Consider the following 16,089-nt stretch of genomic DNA (forward strand, 5'->3'; position numbering starts at 1 on the left):
GCTTCAGCAAGCGCGGTTCACAAGGACCGGCGGAAATCCGCAGAGGGAGCTTGGCACTCCCGTCTGCGCCGGAATCGGGATCAGTTGCGGCCCACTTCAAGCAGGCGGCGGGCGATGACTGTCGCCTGAATTTCTGCGGCCCCTTCAAAGATGTTGAGGATGCGGGCGTCACACAGCACGCGGCTGATGGGGTATTCCAGTGCAAAGCCGTTGCCGCCGTGAATTTGCAGCCCGTTGTCCGCAGCCGCCCATGCCACGCGTGCGCCAAGCAGTTTTGCCATGCCCGCCTCAAGGTCGCAGCGGCGGTCGTGGTCTTTTTCCCAAGCGGAGTGATAGGTCAACTGCCGTGCGATCATGATCTCGACCGCCATCATGGCGATTTTGGATTGAATGCGCGGGAAATCCAGCAGTTGTTTGCCAAACTGCTTGCGTTCCTGTGCGTATTGCAGCGCGATTTCCATCGCGTTCTGCGCCACACCAATGGCGCGGGCCGCTGTCTGGATGCGGGCGGATTCGAAGGTCTGCATAAGCTGTTTGAAGCCTTGACCTTCCGCACCGCCAAGCAGGTTCTCACCCTTCACCTTGAAGTTGTCAAAAGCCAGTTCGTATTCTTTCATGCCGCGATAGCCCAGCACCTCGATCTCGCCGCCGGTCATGCCTTCGGTGGGGAAGGGCGCGTCATCCGTACCCGGTGTCTTTTCCGCAAGGAACATGGACAGGCCGGAGTAATTGGTGGTGTCAGGATCGGTGCGCGCGAGCAGGGTCATCACATTGGTGCGCGCGGCGTGGGTGATCCATGTCTTGTTGCCGGTGATCGACCAGTCGTCCCCGTCCTTGACCGCGCGGGTGCGCAGGGAGCCGAGGTCAGAGCCGGTGTTAGGCTCGGTAAAGACCGCTGTTGGCAGTGTCTCGCCGGAGGCAAGCTGGGGCAGCCATTTCTGTTTCTGTTCTTCGGTGCCACCGCCGATAATCAGTTCAGCCGCAATTTCCGAACGGGTGCCAAGCGAGCCGACCCCGATATAACCCCGCGACAGTTCCTCGGAGACGACCACCATAGAGGCTTTGGACAGGCCAAAGCCGCCGTATTCTTCGGGAATGGTCAGGCCGAACACACCCATTTCCGCCAGTTCCTTGATGATCTCCATCGGGATCAATTCATCCTTCAGATGCCATTCATGGGCGTATGGCATCACCTTGTCGTCGGCAAAGCGGCGGAACTGGTCGCGGATCATTTCCAGTTCTTCGTCAAGTCCGGTGGCGCCAACAGTCGCGGCACCCTCCCGTTCCAGCATCAAAGTAACCAGACGGGCGCGGGCGGCCTGTGTGTTGCCTTCCTCTGTCAGGGTCTGGACGCTCTCCACCGCCAAAGCCTTCTGGTCCTGTTGCGACAGGCCAAGATCCTGAAGCCGGACCACTTCGCCTTGGGACATGGGAATGCCGCCCCAGATCTGCCAGAGATATTCGCCAAAGCCGATTTGCAGCAGCAGCTGTTCCAGCTCGCTGAATTTGCCGTCCTGTTCCAGTCGCGCGGCCCATTTATGCATCTGCCGCAGGGATTCCAGATAGGTCGCGAACCACGCAAGCCCGTGTGTCGCGAACTGGTGTTCCTCAAGCGCTTTGCCGTTCAGACGCCCGTCGATGTTGACTTGCTCGGAAAGTTTCTGACGGGCGCGATCCACCACGTTTTCAACAGCAGGGATGGCAGCGGCGCAGGTGTTCAGCAGATTGGGCAACAACATATTGGATTCGTCCTTGTGAAGGCTTCAGGTGTTGCCGTCTGAAGTAAGTGGACTGCCGGAGTGGGTCAATGCTGCAACGCAATAAAAATGCTGTAATGCGGCAAAATGTGTAAGATTGTTGCGGCTCGTGGGTCCAGCGGTCCTGCGCTACAGGGCTGCCCGCAAAAGCTGGGCGGCAACGATCACGACGATTGACCCCGCCGCAAGTTCGAGAACCGGCACCGCCACGCGCAGCACCGGGGCAGAGCGCAAACCTTGCAGTGTGCTTTCACGCAGACCCACGGCAGCCAGTGCTACAGCGACTGTGACGCTGGCAGTGCCCAATGCCATTGCAAAGGTGCCCATGATGCCAGCGGTCACAATTCCCATCCGCCACGTCAGGATCAGCAGGAAGATCGCGCCGGTGCACGGACGCATTGCGATGGCCCCTACCAGCACCAGAAGATCGCGCAGCGAAGAAACCCGTGCTGCCTCTTCGGGGGTGGGGCCGTGTCGGTGGCCACAATCGGCGCAGACTTCGCCGTGCCCTGTGTGGTCATGGGGCTGAACATGGGCGGCAATGTGGGGCTGACGGTCACGCCAAAGCCTGCGCAATCCGCGCAAGACCAGCCACGCGCCCACCAGCAGGATCGCGGCATAGCTTGCCGGGGCGAAAAAATCCTCTGCCGCCCCGACCAGTTGTTTGCTGCCCCATCCCAGTATCAGAATACCGCAATAGACCAGAACAACCGCCGTAACCGCCTGCGCCAGACTGGACACCAGCGCAATTCCGGCAAGCCGGAGCATCGCTACACGCGCGCCCAACCCGTAGCCGCCGATCAGGATTTTGCCATGTCCCGGACCGACCGCATGGAAGAACCCGTAGGCAAAGCAGACCCCCATCAGGCCGAGCGTCGCCCCCGGATCTCCCGCACGCAAACCGCGCAGCGCACCAGCCATGGCGTTCTGGAAGTCCCGTTGCATGGAGGCGGCCCAAACAGCGATGGCGTCAAACCCGCCGCCGATCCACAAAAGAAGCATTGCCGCCGCCGCTCCAACGGCGAAAATCAGGAGGATGCGCATTCTAGAAATACCGTATCTGCAAAGAGTTCACCAACCTCGGGGAAGCTGTCATCCCCGTCATATTGCGCAGAGTTTTCGCCGTAGAGCAGGCTTTCGACTGCATCATAGGCTTTGGGTAAATCGGCGGCTGTGATGGCCAGTGAACAGGCGGGGTTGTCGATGACTTCGACCCCGTGATCGAGCGTATAGGCGCTGTAAAACGTGGGGTCGTAGACTTTGACTATGGTTTCGCCAGCTGACGGTTCGATACGGTTCAGCAGGGGACGGATGTGCCATGTCAGCAGGCGACCGTCCTCAAGCGCGGCTCCGGGTTCCAGCGGCGGGCCGAGCGCGACCGCGTCATCGTTATGGGTGACATAGAGATCGCCTTCAAAGCCTTCGACCCAATTCGTATCAAAACCGGCGAGTTTTTCCTGTTCTTCCACAGTGATGGTGCCGTCGCCGTCCTGATCGAGTTCCAGTTCTTCCAATTGGAGGAGGGAGTAAAATTCGTCATAGGACCAGAACACACGCAACGCGGCCAGCTTTCCATTGTCGTCAAACAGAAAATGGACACCCGCATCCACATAAACATGGGGATGGGTCACAGCCGGTAACGGGGTGAGAGCCAGCAGAGCGGTAAGGGTGAAACGTTTCATAGCAGAATTTTAGGCAGGCTGTGCGGTACGGGCAAGCGGAGAGTTCAGGACATAGGCGCAACACCGCTGGTCGTGCGGCGGCGGCGGTGAGGCGTAGATGAGAGGTGCTAGGGCCGGGGCGGAGTCATAGGGCAGGGGCGCTTGATCACCCTGCAAATATGAAGCGTCATAAATGAAGCTTCATAATAGAAGCTTCTTATATGAAGCTTCACAATTAAGGGTTTGTTAAGAAATGCGCCCCCCCGCGCAGGTAAGGGCTTCGACCGCGGCGGGTGTGTCTTTGTGACGGGCGCTTGACCTGACCGCTACAGCCTTCAGGACAGCAGCATCTGCCGTGTGGTGGGGATAACCAGCAGTACGACCAACAGGATCTGCGCAATCAGGATCAGGTTCAGAACCAGTGCAAACGGCTGTTTGCGGGTCTTGTGGCGCAACGCATATTGCCCCCATTTCGCCCCAAGCGATCCGCCAAGAATAGCCAGCGCCAACAGTGTATTTTCAGGCACCCGCCAGCCGCGTTTTTCGGCCTGCCGCTTGTCATGTTGAAACAAACCAAAGGTAATCAGATTGATCACGCCCATATAGGCGCCAAGCAGAAGGAAGAAATTTATCATGGCATCCGCAAGAAAAAATGGCCGGAGCAGAGACTCCGGCCAATTCAATTAACCGTCAGCGCAGGCTTAACCGGCTTTTACTTTTTCCGCCAGCACATCATCGCTCACATAGTCTTCGTATTGGGCGAAGTTGTCGCTGAACATCTGCACCAGCTTGGCCGCATTGCGGTCATAGCTTTCCGGATTGTCCCAGGTGCGGCGCGGATCAAGCAGGACATCTGCAACCCCTTCGCAAGAAGTTGGCACGTCAAAGCCAAAGTTTTCATCCTTGCGGAATTCCACATCCTTCAGCGTCCCGTCCAAAGCCGCTGTCAGCAAGGTGCGTGTGGCGTGGATCGGCATCCGCGAGCCGGTGCCATAGGCGCCCCCAGTCCAGCCGGTGTTCACCAGCCAGCAGGTCGCACCGGATTGCGCAATCCGGTCGCGCAGCAAGGCGCCATAGGCTTCGGGACGGCGCGGCATGAAAGGCGCGCCAAAGCAGGTAGAGAATGTCGGCTGCGGCTCGGTCACGCCCCGTTCGGTGCCAGCCACCTTAGAGGTAAAGCCAGACAGGAAATGGTACATCGCCTGCGCCGGTGTCAGCCGCGCGATCGGGGGCAGGACACCAAAGGCATCACAGGTCAGCATGATGATGTTGCGCGGCGTGCCGCCAAGGCCGGTGTCCGAAGCGTTGGAAATATAATGCAGCGGGTAGGCGCACCGCATGTTGGCGGTCAGGCTGTCATCGTCAAAATCCAGCTCTTTGGTGAACGGATCGTAAACCATGTTCTCGATCACGGTGCCGAACTTCTGCGTGGTCGCATAGATTTCCGGCTCTGCCTCTTGGGACAGGTTGATCGTCTTTGCATAGCAGCCGCCTTCAAAGTTGAAGGTGCCGTTGTCCGACCAGCCGTGTTCGTCGTCCCCGATCAGCACACGGTTCGGGTCCGCAGACAATGTCGTCTTGCCGGTGCCCGACAGGCCGAAGAAAACTGCCACATCGTCTGTGTCGTCCTTGGCGTGGTTGGCAGAACAATGCATCGGCATGACACCCTGATCCGGCAGCAGATAGTTCAGCAGGGAGAAGACGGATTTCTTGTTCTCGCCGGCGTATTCCGTGCCACCGATCAGAATCAGCTTCTTTTCGATAGAGATCGCAATGACCGTATCGCTGCGACAGCCGTGTTTGGCTGGGTCGGCCTTGAAGGACGGGCAGTTGATCACGGTATATTCCGGAACGAAACTGTCGAGCTCTTCGGGTTCGGGGCGGCGCAGCATGGTGCGGATAAACAACGAGTGCCAGGCCAGTTCGGTGATCATACGCACGTTGACACGATAGTCGGGGTCGGCGCCGCCGAACAGATCCTGCACGTAATAGTCCTTGCCCCCCATATGGGCGCGCATATCGGCGTGCAATTGGTCAAAGGCATCTGCAGCCATAGGCGGGTTGTTTTCCCACCAGATAGTGTCTTTGACCGATGGCTCGTCGACCACGAATTTATCTTTGGGGGAGCGGCCGGTGAATTTGCCGGTGGAGACGAGAATCGTGCCGCCCTGACCCAGCTCACCTTCGCCTTTTTTGATCGCAATCTCGATCAGCGCAGATTCCCGCAGGTTGTAATGTGCAGTTGCGACGCCGGTAATACCGGTTTTTTCCAGCGTCTGGGTCGGATTTACGCGACCTGCTTCCATATTAATGCTCCTCAAAGCGGGCGCGGGTTTCGCGGCCAGCACTTGAATTTAACGATTATGGTCGTTGGGGACCCATGGTTTTGTGCCGTTCCAGCACCGCGGTTTGTATAGCACCATCGTCTTTGAATGGAAGGCTCGGGGGCGGGCAATACCGCGCAGTTAACGTTAACTTTGCGAAAAAGTTTTTCTTCGAACGTTAAGAAAGTGTGACTCAAAGGACAAAATTAGCAAAAATTGTGGCGAAAAATAGACCACTTAACCCAAAACCGTTTGCTTCGTTAACCGAGCATAACCTAAATGAGCGTAATTATAAAAATAATGCAGGCAAGTATCGAGGGCAAAAATGGCACGAATTGCGTTGGTCGATGACGACCGGAATATCCTCACTTCAGTCTCTATGACGCTGGAAGCAGAAGGATACGATGTTTCTACTTATAATGACGGGCTACAGGCGTTGAACGCCTTCACGGACGAGCTGCCGGACATGGCCGTGCTCGACATAAAAATGCCCAGAATGGACGGTATGGATCTGCTCAGCCGCTTACGGCAGAGAACGGACATGCCTGTGATTTTCCTGACCTCCAAAGATGACGAGATTGACGAAGTGCTCGGTCTGCGCATGGGCGCTGACGATTACGTGCGCAAACCCTTCTCCCAGCGTCTTCTGGTGGAACGGATCCGCGCGATTCTGCGCCGTCAGGAAGCCAAAATTTCCGACGCCGGAAAGACCGACGATGCACCGAATGAAAACCTGATCGAACGGGGCGATCTGACGATGGACCCGTTGCGCCATGCGGTGACATGGAAGGGTAAACCGGTCAGTCTGACCGTCACGGAATTCCTTTTGTTGCAGGCACTTGCCAGCCGTCCGGGGTTTGTCAAAAGCCGCGACCAGTTAATGGATGTGGCCTATGACGATCAGGTTTACGTTGACGACCGTACCATCGACAGCCACATCAAACGCCTGCGTAAAAAGATGCGTAGTGTTGATGACGACTTCTCGGCAATCGAGACGCTCTACGGTATCGGGTACCGGTACACCGAGTAATGGCGTTGCTGGCGGACGAACATATAACGGAAAAACCGCGCGGGGGCCGGGGATTTTCGTTGGGACGCATAGCAAAAGCTATCGGATTGCGCGGCGGCTCCGGCTTGCTGCGCTCTTTCGGGTTGGAACATCTGACGCGCGTCCGCACGTCGGCGCTGGCGCGGCGCATTATTACCTTCAACCTGATTGCTTTGTGCATCCTTCTTGTGGGGATGTTGTATCTTAACCAGTTCAAAGGCGGTGCGGTTGTTGAAAAACAGACCAGCATGCTGATCGAATCAGAGCTGTATTCCAGCGTGATCGAAGCAAGACTGCTGGATGAACGCACGCCGAACAGCGCCCTGATCAGCGGTCTGCCGGTATCCGAAGGTTTGATCGCGCGGGTTTATCTTGGTGACAGTGCGCTGGCAGCGCAGGTTGACGGCGGACCAAGCCCGTTCAAGGCGGGCAGCGGTATTCTGGCGTGGCTGGGCCGCGCGATGGATGTGCTTCCCGGTTTGCGGAACATGGGGGGCGGGAATACCCGCATGTCCGAGCAGTTCTTCGCGGACGAACTGTCCCGCGCTGCATTGTCCGGTCAGGAACTCATCCGCCGCGCCTCAACCCAGAGCCACGAAACAGTGCTGGGGGTCGGGCGTCCGATTCTGGTGGACGGAAATGTGGCGGCGGCGATGGTGCTGACCTCGCAGCCGGGCTATCTGGACGGGTTGATCCATACGGAACAACAGGCCGTGTTGCGCCTGTTCCTGCTGGCGGTTGTTGTCTCGGTCGTGCTGTCCGTTGTTCTGGCCAATACGATTGCGAATCCGATCCATGATCTGGCGCGCGCAGCCGAGGCCGGAACCACCCGTGAAGGGCGTCAGGGCGATGCGGCACGGGTGCGAATCCCTGATCTGTCGGGGCGTCCGGATGAAATCGGCCGTCTCAGCCGTGCCATGCGGGACATGACCTCGGCGTTGTATGACCGGATCGACACCAACGAAGAATTTGCAGCCGATGTTGCCCATGAGATCAAGAATCCTCTGGCCTCGCTGCGGTCTGCGGTGGAAACCCTGCGGATTGCCCCCGAAGGCGATGGCCGCCAGAGGTTGCTAGATGTGATCGAACATGATGTGCGGCGTCTGGACCGTCTGGTCAGCGATATTTCCAATGCCTCCCGTCTGGATGCGGAACTGGTCAAGGAAGAGGAAGAACCCTTCGATCTGACGCTGATGCTCAGCCGGATTTCCGATTTCCACAGCCATGAAGCCAATGACAAAGGTGTGGAACTGATCTGGGATGCACCGGCCAAGCCGATCGTCTTTGACGGGATGGAGGCACGACTGGCGCAGGTCTTTGTGAACCTGATCTCCAACGCTGTGTCCTTCTGCGGCGAAGGCGATGCGGTGCGGGTTTGGGCACGGGAAAAAGACAACCGTGTGTTGGTCGTGGTGGAAGATACAGGTCCGGGCATCCCCGAAGAGGCCCTGACCAAAGTCTTCACTCGCTTTTATTCCGAACGCCCCGAGAGCGATTACGGCAATAACTCCGGTCTGGGGCTTTCGATCTCCAAACAGATCGTCGAAGCCCATAAAGGCGTGATCTGGGCGGAGAACATCCATCCGCAAGATGCTGAAGACGGCGATGCCCCGTTGGGGGCCCGCTTTGTGGTCGGCCTGCCGGTCTGATCCGGCGGCAATGACCGACTTGATTGAAAAAAGCCCTGTCCACGGCACTGCGGTTGCAGTCAACGGGCAGGGCTTTTTGATTATGGGGCCGTCGGGATCAGGTAAATCCGGTCTCGCGCTGCAAATGATCGCGCTGGGTGCCGATCTGGTTGCGGATGATCAGGTGCTTCTGACGCATCGCGCGGGTCAGGTCTGGATGTCCTCACCAGCCCCGCTGCACGGGATGATAGAGGCCCGCGGCATCGGATTGCTGCGCCAGCCCGCGGTACAAGCGGCCCGCCTGAGCCGTGTTGTCGATCTTTCAGCCGAACCCGAGACGCGAATGCCACACCCCCGAAGTGTTCACGTAATGGGGAGCAGAATTGACTTGCTAAAGGGGCGCAATATTCCAAATCTGGCATCTATTCTGCTACTCTTGGGACGTGATGGACCAGTCGATGGGCGTTAGGCGCACGACGGTCCGCCGCGCATTGGGCTGTTATGATTGAAAGACCGATCAAGGATGTGAACACGACGGTAGTTCTTGTCACCGGACCGTCCGGCGCCGGCCGCACCACCGCTATCAACGCCTTTGAAGATCTGGGCTATGAAACCATCCACAACATTCCGCTGGCGCTGTTGCACCGTCTGATCACGGGGCCGTCTGTCGGGCGGCCTATGGCGCTCGGGATTGATGTGCGGACTCGGGATTTCTCGGTCAGCGGTGTGTTTGAAATTCAGGAAGCCTTTGCCCAGAGCAGTGAATATGAACCCTCGCTGCTTTTTCTGGACTGTCAGGCCGACCGTCTGTTGCAGCGCTATTCCGAAACGCGCCGCCGTCATCCGATGGCGCTGGCCGAAACGCCGGCACGCGGTATTGAGCGGGAAGCTGAACTGCTGGCCCCGTTGCGGGACCGTGCGGATATACTGATCGACACCACGACTTTGACGCCTCACGAGCTGAAAGCGGATATTGGCGAGTTGTTCGGGGCGGAAAACTCAACCGGTCTGGCCGTTTCGGTCCAGTCGTTTTCTTACAAAAGGGGGGTGCCGCGCGGTGTGGACATGGTCATGGACTGCCGCTTTTTGCGCAACCCTTACTGGGATGAGTCCTTGCGCGGTAAAACCGGCATGGATGCAGAGGTGCTGACCTATGTGCGCGGGGATGCCCGCTATGAGCCGTTCTTTTCAAAGCTGAAAGATTTGACCTCACTGCTGTTGCCTGCCTATCGTGACGAAGGAAAAGCGCATTTCAGTATCGGGCTGGGATGCACAGGTGGACAACACAGGTCTGTGGCTCTGACAGAAGAATTGGCCAAAGCCCTTGCGGCCGACGGTTGGCAGGTGTCTAAGCGGCACCGGGAAATGGAACGGCGCAAAAACGCCTGAAGGTTTGTGAAGGAGTGATCCGGTTGATCGGGATCGTGATAGTTGCGCATGGGGGGCTGGCCAAGGAATATCTGGCCGCAGCCGAGCATGTGTTAGGTAAGCTGGAAAATGTCGAAGCCATTCCAACCGCCGCTGAGGTGGATCGGGACGCCAAGCAAAACGAGATTTGTTTGGCCGCGGACCGTGTGGACGAAGGCGACGGCGTGGTTGTGGTGGTGGATATGTTCGGGTCCTCGCCAAGCAACCTTGCCATGAAAGCCTGCTCCGGTTCGGGACGCAGGATCATGTATGGCGCCAATCTGCCAATGCTGGTAAAACTCGCCAAATCCCGCCGGTTGCCGCTGGATGTGGCCGTGGAACAGGCGATTACAGCCGGCAAGAAATACATCAACGCCAGTAATGGCCTTCAAATCCCTTAAAGAAAAGGTGCTCTGTGCGTTTGGATCTCGATATCATTAACGAAAAGGGCCTGCACGCGCGGGCTTCGGCCAAATTTGTAGAAACGGTGGAAGCCTATGATGCGCAGGCAGTCGTGGCCAAAGACGGCATGGAAGTGGGGGGCGATAGCATTATGGGTTTGATGATGCTCGCGGCTTCCAAAGGCAGTCAGATTACGATAGAGACCAGCGGAAACCAATCGCAAGAGCTGGCAGAAGCGCTGCGTGAGCTCGTGGGCGACTTCTTTGGCGAAGGAAAGTGATGACTGAAAAGCAAAGTGTGATCCTTGAGGCCACAGGCGGGACCGAACCGTATAAGGCCTCGGAGCTTACTTATGCAGGTTCATTCGATTCTCCCCTCAAGCGGATATTGATCCAGGTCATCGAGAATCTGACAGGGCGTCTGAAACTGTTGTGGCTGGTGCGCCAGTGGGAGCGGGACGAAAATCGTGATCCGGATTTTTGGAAATCGGTTCTGGACCGGCTGGACATCAAACTGACCACGCCGCAGGCGCAGCTCGATTATATCCCGAAGGAAGGTCCGCTGGTTGTGGTGTCCAACCATCCGCACGGGCTGGTGGACGGGATCGTTATGGCCCATCTTCTGAGCCATGCACGGGACGATTATAAAATCCTCGCGCGTGCCTTTCTGCGCCATGTGCCACGGATCGACAAATATCTGTTGCCGGTGGCCTTCCCCCATGAACCGGATGCCATCCAGACCAATATCCGCATGCGCAAGGAAGCAATCAGCCATTTGAAAGAGGGCGGATGTATCGCGCTGTTTCCGGCCGGTACCGTGGCCACCAGCGACACGTGGTTCGGCCCTGTGGTAGATCCCGAATGGATGCCCTTCACCGCGAAAATGATCCGCCAGTCCGGTGCGCAGGTCTTGCCGGTGTTCTTTCCGGGTGCCAACAGCCGCGCCTATCAGATTGCCAATAAATTGTCGGTGACGCTGCGCCAGTCGCTTTTGCTGCATGAGATCAAACACGCCATGCACAAGGATCAGGCTGTGGTCGTCGGAGAGCTGATTTCGCCTGAGGATCTGAAGTCTTTTGAAAAAGACGGCCCCGGTTTGATGAAGTTTCTCAAACAGAAAACCTATGATCTGAAACCGGCCTGAGGGTTTGAGTATTTCCGGAACATTGAAGCCGGTGGTTCAGATGTCTTGCGAGCGGTCGCCCAAGAGATAGCGGGGGCCTGTGCCCCGTGTGGCGGCCTTGTCAGCGGGATTATAGAGCGCGCAGGATTTCAGGGACAGGCAGCCGCAGCCGATACAGCCGTCCAGCTTGTCCCGCATGGCTTGCAGGGCGGTGATTTTTGCGTCGAGATGGCTTTTGAAATGGGTGCTGATCTTTGCCCAGTCCCGTTTTGTCGGGGTGCGTCCCTGTGGCAGCCGGTCCAGTTGCTGTTTGATCTGGGCGATGGAAAATCCGAACTGTTGGGCAATCAGAATGAACGAGACGCGTCGGATGTCGGCCCGCAGAAAGCGTCTCTGGCCGCCGGAATTGCGATTGGGGAACAGCAAGTCTTGGGATTCGTAGTAGCGCAATGCGGAAACGGCCACGCCGGTCCGTTCGGATAAGTAACCGATTGATATGGTTTTTTCGACTTTCGGGGGCATTGAAAAAATTCCTTGACCTAAAGTTAGGTTGAGGTCGTAGCCTAGTGTTGTCAAGCGATCAGATCAAGAAGGAGACTGTTATGGCCGAGGTAAGACTGGAACATGCAAATATTACCGTAAGCGACCCGGCACGGACCGCGAAGATGCTGGACGATATATTTGGCTGGAAGATCCGATGGGAGGGCGAAGCGATTGATGCGGGACGGTCCATCCATGTGGGCGGGACAGACAGCTATCTGGCGCTGTATCACAGTGGCACATCGCAAAATGCCGCCGGTGACAGTTATACGACAGTCGGCGGATTAAACCATCTGGCGGTGGTTGTGGATGACTTGCAGGCGGTGGATCGCAAGGTCCGCGCCGCCGGGTTCACCCCGGGCGAACACTATGACTACGAACCCGGAGAGCGGTTCTATTTCCACGATCACGACGGGATCGAATTTGAAGTGGTCAGTTACCGCTGACCACTTCGCAGTTCCGAACGAAGCTCTTGGAGCGTGGCCTTTGCCGAGTTGGATTTTGGTGTCCAGAGGCCGCGCTCGATGGCTTCGAGCAGCCTTTCGCAGATTTCGCGCAGGGCCGGGGCATTGTGGTCATTGATGAAATCGCGGGTGTCTTCATCCTCGATAAAGGCGGCGTGGACCAGATCGAAATGATGCGATTTCACCGCGCCTGTGGTGGCTGAGAAGGCAAACATGTAATCAACCGTGGCGGCGATCTCAAACGCCCCTTTGTAGCCGTGGCGTTTCACACCGTCGATCCATTTCGGGTTCACCACGCGGGAGCGCACCACACGGGAGATTTCTTCGTCGAGCGTGCGGATGACAGGGCGTTCGGGGCGGGAGTGATCGTTGTGATAGATCGGGCGGTCCTGTCCCTGAAGCGTGGAAATTGCCGCCGCTGCGCCGCCTTCGAACTGGTAGTAATCATCGGAATCGAGCAGATCGTGTTCGCGGTTGTCCTGATTCTGCACGATGGCTTCGGTTTGGGAGAGGCGCGTTTTCAACGCTTCCTTGGCGCGGGTGCCTTCGGTTTTTGCGCCATAGGCATAGCCGCCCCATTCAAGATAGGCTTCACCCAGATCGGCTTTGTCTGCCCAGAGCCTTTCGTCGATCATCGCCTGCAAGCCTGCGCCATAGGCGCCCGGTTTAGAACCGAAGACGCGGAAGGCGGCTTCCTCGGTGGCCTCGTCGCGCAGGCGGGCGGCGGCGGGGTTCTGATCGGCGGGTTCGTCCAATGCCATCACCGCGCGAGCTGCGGAATCCACCAGTGCCATTTGCTGCGGGAAGGCATCGCGGAAGAAGCCCGAGACCCGCAGTGTAACATCGACGCGGGGACGGCCAAGCACGGATAGCGGCAGGATTTCAAATCCGGTCACGCGGCGGTTTGCGCTGTCCCATTGGGGTTTGACCCCCATCAGCGCCAGTGCTTGTGCGATGTCGTCGCCACCGGTGCGCATGTTGGCGGTGCCCCATGCGGTGATCAGCAGGGTACGGGGCCAGTCACCAAAGTCTTGCAGGTGGCGTTCAATCAGCAGGTTGGCGGATTTCCAGCCGAGCTTCCATGCGGTGGGCGTGGGCACGGCGCGGGAATCCACCGAGAAAAAGTTGCGTCCCGTAGGCAGGACGTCCATCCGGCCCCGTGTCGGTGCGCCAGAGGGGGCAGGGGCGACGAACCGACCGCTTAGTGCTGTAAGCAGGCCCTCTGTTTCGGCAGGGCCACAGGCGCGGACGGTGGGGCGGATGTGGGTTTCGATATGGGCAATGACTTTGGCCGTGGTTGGCAGGCCCGTGACATCTGCGCCCGTGATCAGGCGGGTTGCGAGCAGTTCGATACGTTCCACCGTGTCGCCATTCGTGCGCCACGGGCTGTCATCCAGATCGCTTAACTGTTGCGGGCGCGGGCCGTTCCAAGGCTCGGCCATAGCGCAGTCCAGCGGATCAAAGCCGAGGGTCAGGTCAGTCGCAATCGCCCGTTGCAGCGACGCATCCCCGCCGGTTCCATCGCCGCGGGGCACGCGGGCCAGTGCTGCGATCAGGTCGGTTTCCAGCCGGTCGGTGGGGGAGGCGCCGAAAATGTGCAATCCATCGCGAATCTGGGATTCTTTCAGTTCGCACAGGTATTCGTCCAGTTTGGCGAGGTCGTTTTCCTCATCCCCAGAGGTCATGCCTGCGTCCGTGTCGATGCCGGTGGCCGAAGTCAGGGCCAGAATTTCGCGGCGCAGATGGGTCAGGCGGCGGGGATCGACCCCTGCGGCCTCATAGTATTCATCAACGAGGGCTTCAAGATCGCGCAGCGGGCCGTAGGTTTCGGCGCGGGTCAGGGGCGGTGTCAGATGGTCGATAATAACCGCCTGTGCTCGGCGCTTGGCCTGTGTGCCTTCTCCTGGATCATTGACGATGAACGGGTAGATATGGGGCATCGGGCCGAGGATCGCCTCTGGCAGACAGGTTTCAGACAGGGCCAGCGCCTTGCCCGGAAGCCATTCAAGGTTGCCGTGTTTGCCCATATGCACGATCGCATCGGCGCGAAACTGGTTGCGTAGGTAAAAGTAGAAGGCGAGATAGTTATGCGGCGGCACCAGATCGGGGGAGTGGTAGGTATCGGTCGGGTCGATGTTGTAACCGCGTGCGGGTTGCATGCCCACCACTGCGTTGCCGAAGTGGAAAATCGACAGGGCGAAATGCCCGCAGTCGAGTTCTCCGGCGGTGTAGAACGGGTCGGCTTCGGGTTTGCCCCAGCGGTCCTCGATTTGTGCCCGCACATCGTAGGGCAGTTGGGCATAGGCGATCTGGTAGTCTGCCATCGACATTTCCACGCCGCCCGTCCGGTCTGCGCGGTCGGTCAGCCAGTTTGTCGGGCCCGCCATGATCTGCGTCATCAGCGCATCGCTGTCTTCGGGGATGTTGCGGATGGTATAGCCTGCACTGTCGAGCGACTTTAGCGCCGCCACTGTGGAGGCAGGAGTGTCGAGGCCGACGCCATTGGCCAGCCGGCCGTCTTTGTTCGGGTAATTCGCAAGGATCAGGGCAGCGCGGCGGTCCTGTGTCGGGGTGTGGCGCAGGCTGGCCCAGTTTTTCGCCAGTTCGGCCACAAATTCTATCCGGTCCCCGACCGCGCGGTAGGTGGCAATGGGGCATTCGGTGGCTTCGTCAAAATAGGCTTCGCCCTTGAAGGACACGGCGCGGGAGAGAATGCGACCGTCCACTTCGGGCAGGGCAACGTTCATGGCGATGTCGCGGGCCGACAGCCCGTTCAGACCGGAGGCCCAGCTTTCTTCGGAAGCGCCCGAAAGGACCACCTGAAACACCGGCGCTGCGTTGGCAAAAGCTGCGGCAAGCGGGTTGGTCGTCGGTGCGTCACCGGCATGGGGGGAGCCGACCGCGAAAGATGTGCAGTTCAGGATCACCGCAGGCGGTGCGGCGGTGAAGAGGGATTCAAGCGTTGCGGTTGAGATCGGGTCTTTCAGCGAAGCCACAAAAACCGGCAAGGGGTTGAGACCGGCCCGCAGCAGGGATTTGGTCAGGCGGTTGATCGGGTGCAGCCCTGCGCCCTGCACCAGCGCGCGGTAAAAGACGAGCGGAACCACCGGGGCATCCGGTGTCCAGCTTTGCTGTAGGGTTGCGAGGTCGGCAATGCCTGCACCCGGCCAGTAGATACCAGCCCGCAGCAGGGGTTTGGCGGGGGCGGGTTTTTCGCTGCCCTGTACCATCGCATTGGCGTAGGAGAGGAAGTTGGCGTTATTCTCGGGGCCGCCTTCGACCATATAGGCCCAGAGGTTTTCCCAATCCTCGCGCGGGACGGTTGAGAGCCGCCAGAGGTCCTCGTCCGGTTTGTCATCTCCGGGGAGCGCGGCAAAGGGAATGCCCTGCTGCCCGAGGTGTATGGCGTATTGTTCCAGCCCATATTTCCAGTAGCCTGTACCGCCAAGGCATCGCGCAATGACCAGTCTGGATTTTGTTGCACAGTTTTCGATGTGCAGGTCCACAGACATCGGGTGTTGCAGGTGGGTCAGATTGGCCAGCCGCAGGGTCGGGGCGTCGGCCAGTTCTGCACGTGCTTCCGACAGGCCGGCCAGTTCGGTATCAGCGGCAGAGATGAACACCACATCGGCCGGGGTCTGGCCCAGATCTACGGGTTCATTGTCGTCAATCGTGCCGGGCTGGGCGTTCAATAGGTGCATATCGGGCAGGGCCTGTGTTTGGCGCGGGGGCCGGA

At 58.6% G+C, this 16,089-nt stretch carries 15 protein-coding genes; 8 read left to right on the plus strand and 7 right to left on the minus strand.

Annotation, left to right across the window (positions count from 1 at the left end):
• Positions 1-80: 80 nt before the first annotated feature.
• From BFV97_RS15825 to BFV97_RS15845, 5 genes are all read right to left on the minus strand, one after another.
• Positions 81-1,739 (minus strand): acyl-CoA dehydrogenase family protein, encoded by a 1,659-nt coding sequence (locus tag BFV97_RS15825; protein ID WP_069301375.1) that lies wholly within the window; start codon positions 1,737-1,739, stop codon positions 81-83.
• Positions 1,740-1,886: 147 nt separating this feature from the next.
• Positions 1,887-2,801, minus strand: coding sequence for a nickel/cobalt transporter (locus BFV97_RS15830; protein ID WP_083225689.1), 915 nt, complete (start codon positions 2,799-2,801; stop codon positions 1,887-1,889).
• Positions 2,786-3,439 (minus strand): DUF1007 family protein, encoded by a 654-nt coding sequence (locus BFV97_RS15835; protein ID WP_069301377.1) that lies wholly within the window; start codon positions 3,437-3,439, stop codon positions 2,786-2,788. The genes BFV97_RS15830 and BFV97_RS15835 overlap by 16 nt, the downstream gene beginning before the upstream one ends.
• 314 nt (positions 3,440-3,753) lie before the next feature.
• On the minus strand, positions 3,754-4,053 hold the full coding sequence (locus BFV97_RS15840) for a DUF1294 domain-containing protein (RefSeq protein WP_069301430.1): 300 nt from the start codon (positions 4,051-4,053) through the stop codon (positions 3,754-3,756).
• 66 nt (positions 4,054-4,119) lie between these two features.
• A complete protein-coding gene (locus BFV97_RS15845; protein WP_069301378.1) occupies positions 4,120-5,724 on the minus strand; it encodes a phosphoenolpyruvate carboxykinase in 1,605 nt (534 codons plus the stop codon).
• Between the two features lie 343 nt (positions 5,725-6,067).
• Between BFV97_RS15845 and BFV97_RS15850 the strand changes: the two genes are divergently transcribed.
• The 7 genes from BFV97_RS15850 to BFV97_RS15880 are packed head-to-tail and all read left to right on the plus strand — an operon-like array spanning position 6,068 to position 11,370.
• Positions 6,068-6,772 (plus strand): response regulator transcription factor, encoded by a 705-nt coding sequence (locus tag BFV97_RS15850; RefSeq protein WP_069301379.1) that lies wholly within the window; start codon positions 6,068-6,070, stop codon positions 6,770-6,772.
• 59 nt (positions 6,773-6,831) lie between these two features.
• Complete coding sequence (locus BFV97_RS18520) at positions 6,832-8,439, plus strand: sensor histidine kinase (protein ID WP_245667769.1); 1,608 nt, start codon at positions 6,832-6,834, stop codon at positions 8,437-8,439.
• A 10-nt stretch (positions 8,440-8,449) separates the two neighbouring features.
• Complete coding sequence (locus tag BFV97_RS15860; RefSeq protein WP_069301431.1) at positions 8,450-8,887, plus strand: HPr kinase/phosphorylase; 438 nt, start codon at positions 8,450-8,452, stop codon at positions 8,885-8,887.
• A 32-nt stretch (positions 8,888-8,919) separates the two neighbouring features.
• Positions 8,920-9,807: an RNase adapter RapZ gene (gene rapZ / locus BFV97_RS15865; protein WP_069301380.1), complete on the plus strand. Its 888-nt coding sequence runs from the start codon at positions 8,920-8,922 to the stop codon at positions 9,805-9,807.
• 23 nt (positions 9,808-9,830) lie between these two features.
• Entirely contained in the window at positions 9,831-10,226 is a 396-nt protein-coding gene (locus BFV97_RS15870; protein WP_069301381.1) for a PTS sugar transporter subunit IIA, read from the plus strand.
• A gap of 14 nt (positions 10,227-10,240) precedes the next feature.
• Positions 10,241-10,507, plus strand: a complete 267-nt coding sequence (locus tag BFV97_RS15875; protein ID WP_069301382.1) for an HPr family phosphocarrier protein — start codon at positions 10,241-10,243, stop codon at positions 10,505-10,507.
• Entirely contained in the window at positions 10,507-11,370 is an 864-nt protein-coding gene (locus BFV97_RS15880; protein ID WP_069301383.1) for a lysophospholipid acyltransferase family protein, read from the plus strand. The genes BFV97_RS15875 and BFV97_RS15880 overlap by 1 nt, the downstream gene beginning before the upstream one ends.
• A gap of 36 nt (positions 11,371-11,406) precedes the next feature.
• Here BFV97_RS15880 and soxR read toward each other — a convergent pair whose 3' ends face one another.
• The gene (gene soxR / locus BFV97_RS15885; RefSeq protein WP_069301384.1) at positions 11,407-11,871 is read right to left on the minus strand and encodes a redox-sensitive transcriptional activator SoxR; all 465 of its coding nucleotides are present in this window, start codon (positions 11,869-11,871) and stop codon (positions 11,407-11,409) included.
• An 80-nt stretch (positions 11,872-11,951) separates the two neighbouring features.
• Between soxR and BFV97_RS15890 the strand changes: the two genes are divergently transcribed.
• Positions 11,952-12,335: a VOC family protein gene (locus BFV97_RS15890; protein ID WP_069301385.1), complete on the plus strand. Its 384-nt coding sequence runs from the start codon at positions 11,952-11,954 to the stop codon at positions 12,333-12,335.
• On the opposite strand, the gene cobN is transcribed toward BFV97_RS15890, so the two are convergent.
• Entirely contained in the window at positions 12,326-16,054 is a 3,729-nt protein-coding gene (gene cobN / locus BFV97_RS15895; RefSeq protein WP_069301386.1) for a cobaltochelatase subunit CobN, read from the minus strand. The genes BFV97_RS15890 and cobN overlap by 10 nt on opposite strands.
• Positions 16,055-16,089 lie beyond the last annotated feature (35 nt).

Origin of the sequence: Neptunicoccus sediminis, assembly GCF_001719615.1 — a bacterium.
Taxonomy (GTDB): Bacteria; Pseudomonadota; Alphaproteobacteria; order Rhodobacterales; family Rhodobacteraceae; genus Amylibacter; species Amylibacter sediminis.

Bases quoted from the DNA above. Each gene is read 5' to 3' on its own strand.
- rapZ (WP_069301380.1), top strand. From the start codon at position 8,920: ATGATTGAAAGACCGATCAAGGATGTGAACACGACGGTAGTTCTTGTC.
- BFV97_RS15830 (WP_083225689.1), bottom strand. From the start codon at position 2,801: ATGCGCATCCTCCTGATTTTCGCCGTTGGAGCGGCGGCGGCAATGCTT.
- BFV97_RS15825 (WP_069301375.1), bottom strand. From the start codon at position 1,739: ATGTTGTTGCCCAATCTGCTGAACACCTGCGCCGCTGCCATCCCTGCT.
- soxR (WP_069301384.1), bottom strand. From the start codon at position 11,871: ATGCCCCCGAAAGTCGAAAAAACCATATCAATCGGTTACTTATCCGAA.
- BFV97_RS15840 (WP_069301430.1), bottom strand. From the start codon at position 4,053: ATGATAAATTTCTTCCTTCTGCTTGGCGCCTATATGGGCGTGATCAAT.
- cobN (WP_069301386.1), bottom strand. From the start codon at position 16,054: ATGCACCTATTGAACGCCCAGCCCGGCACGATTGACGACAATGAACCC.
- BFV97_RS15880 (WP_069301383.1), top strand. From the start codon at position 10,507: ATGACTGAAAAGCAAAGTGTGATCCTTGAGGCCACAGGCGGGACCGAA.
- BFV97_RS15845 (WP_069301378.1), bottom strand. From the start codon at position 5,724: ATGGAAGCAGGTCGCGTAAATCCGACCCAGACGCTGGAAAAAACCGGT.
- BFV97_RS15850 (WP_069301379.1), top strand. From the start codon at position 6,068: ATGGCACGAATTGCGTTGGTCGATGACGACCGGAATATCCTCACTTCA.
- BFV97_RS15860 (WP_069301431.1), top strand. From the start codon at position 8,450: ATGACCGACTTGATTGAAAAAAGCCCTGTCCACGGCACTGCGGTTGCA.
- BFV97_RS15835 (WP_069301377.1), bottom strand. From the start codon at position 3,439: ATGAAACGTTTCACCCTTACCGCTCTGCTGGCTCTCACCCCGTTACCG.
- BFV97_RS15890 (WP_069301385.1), top strand. From the start codon at position 11,952: ATGGCCGAGGTAAGACTGGAACATGCAAATATTACCGTAAGCGACCCG.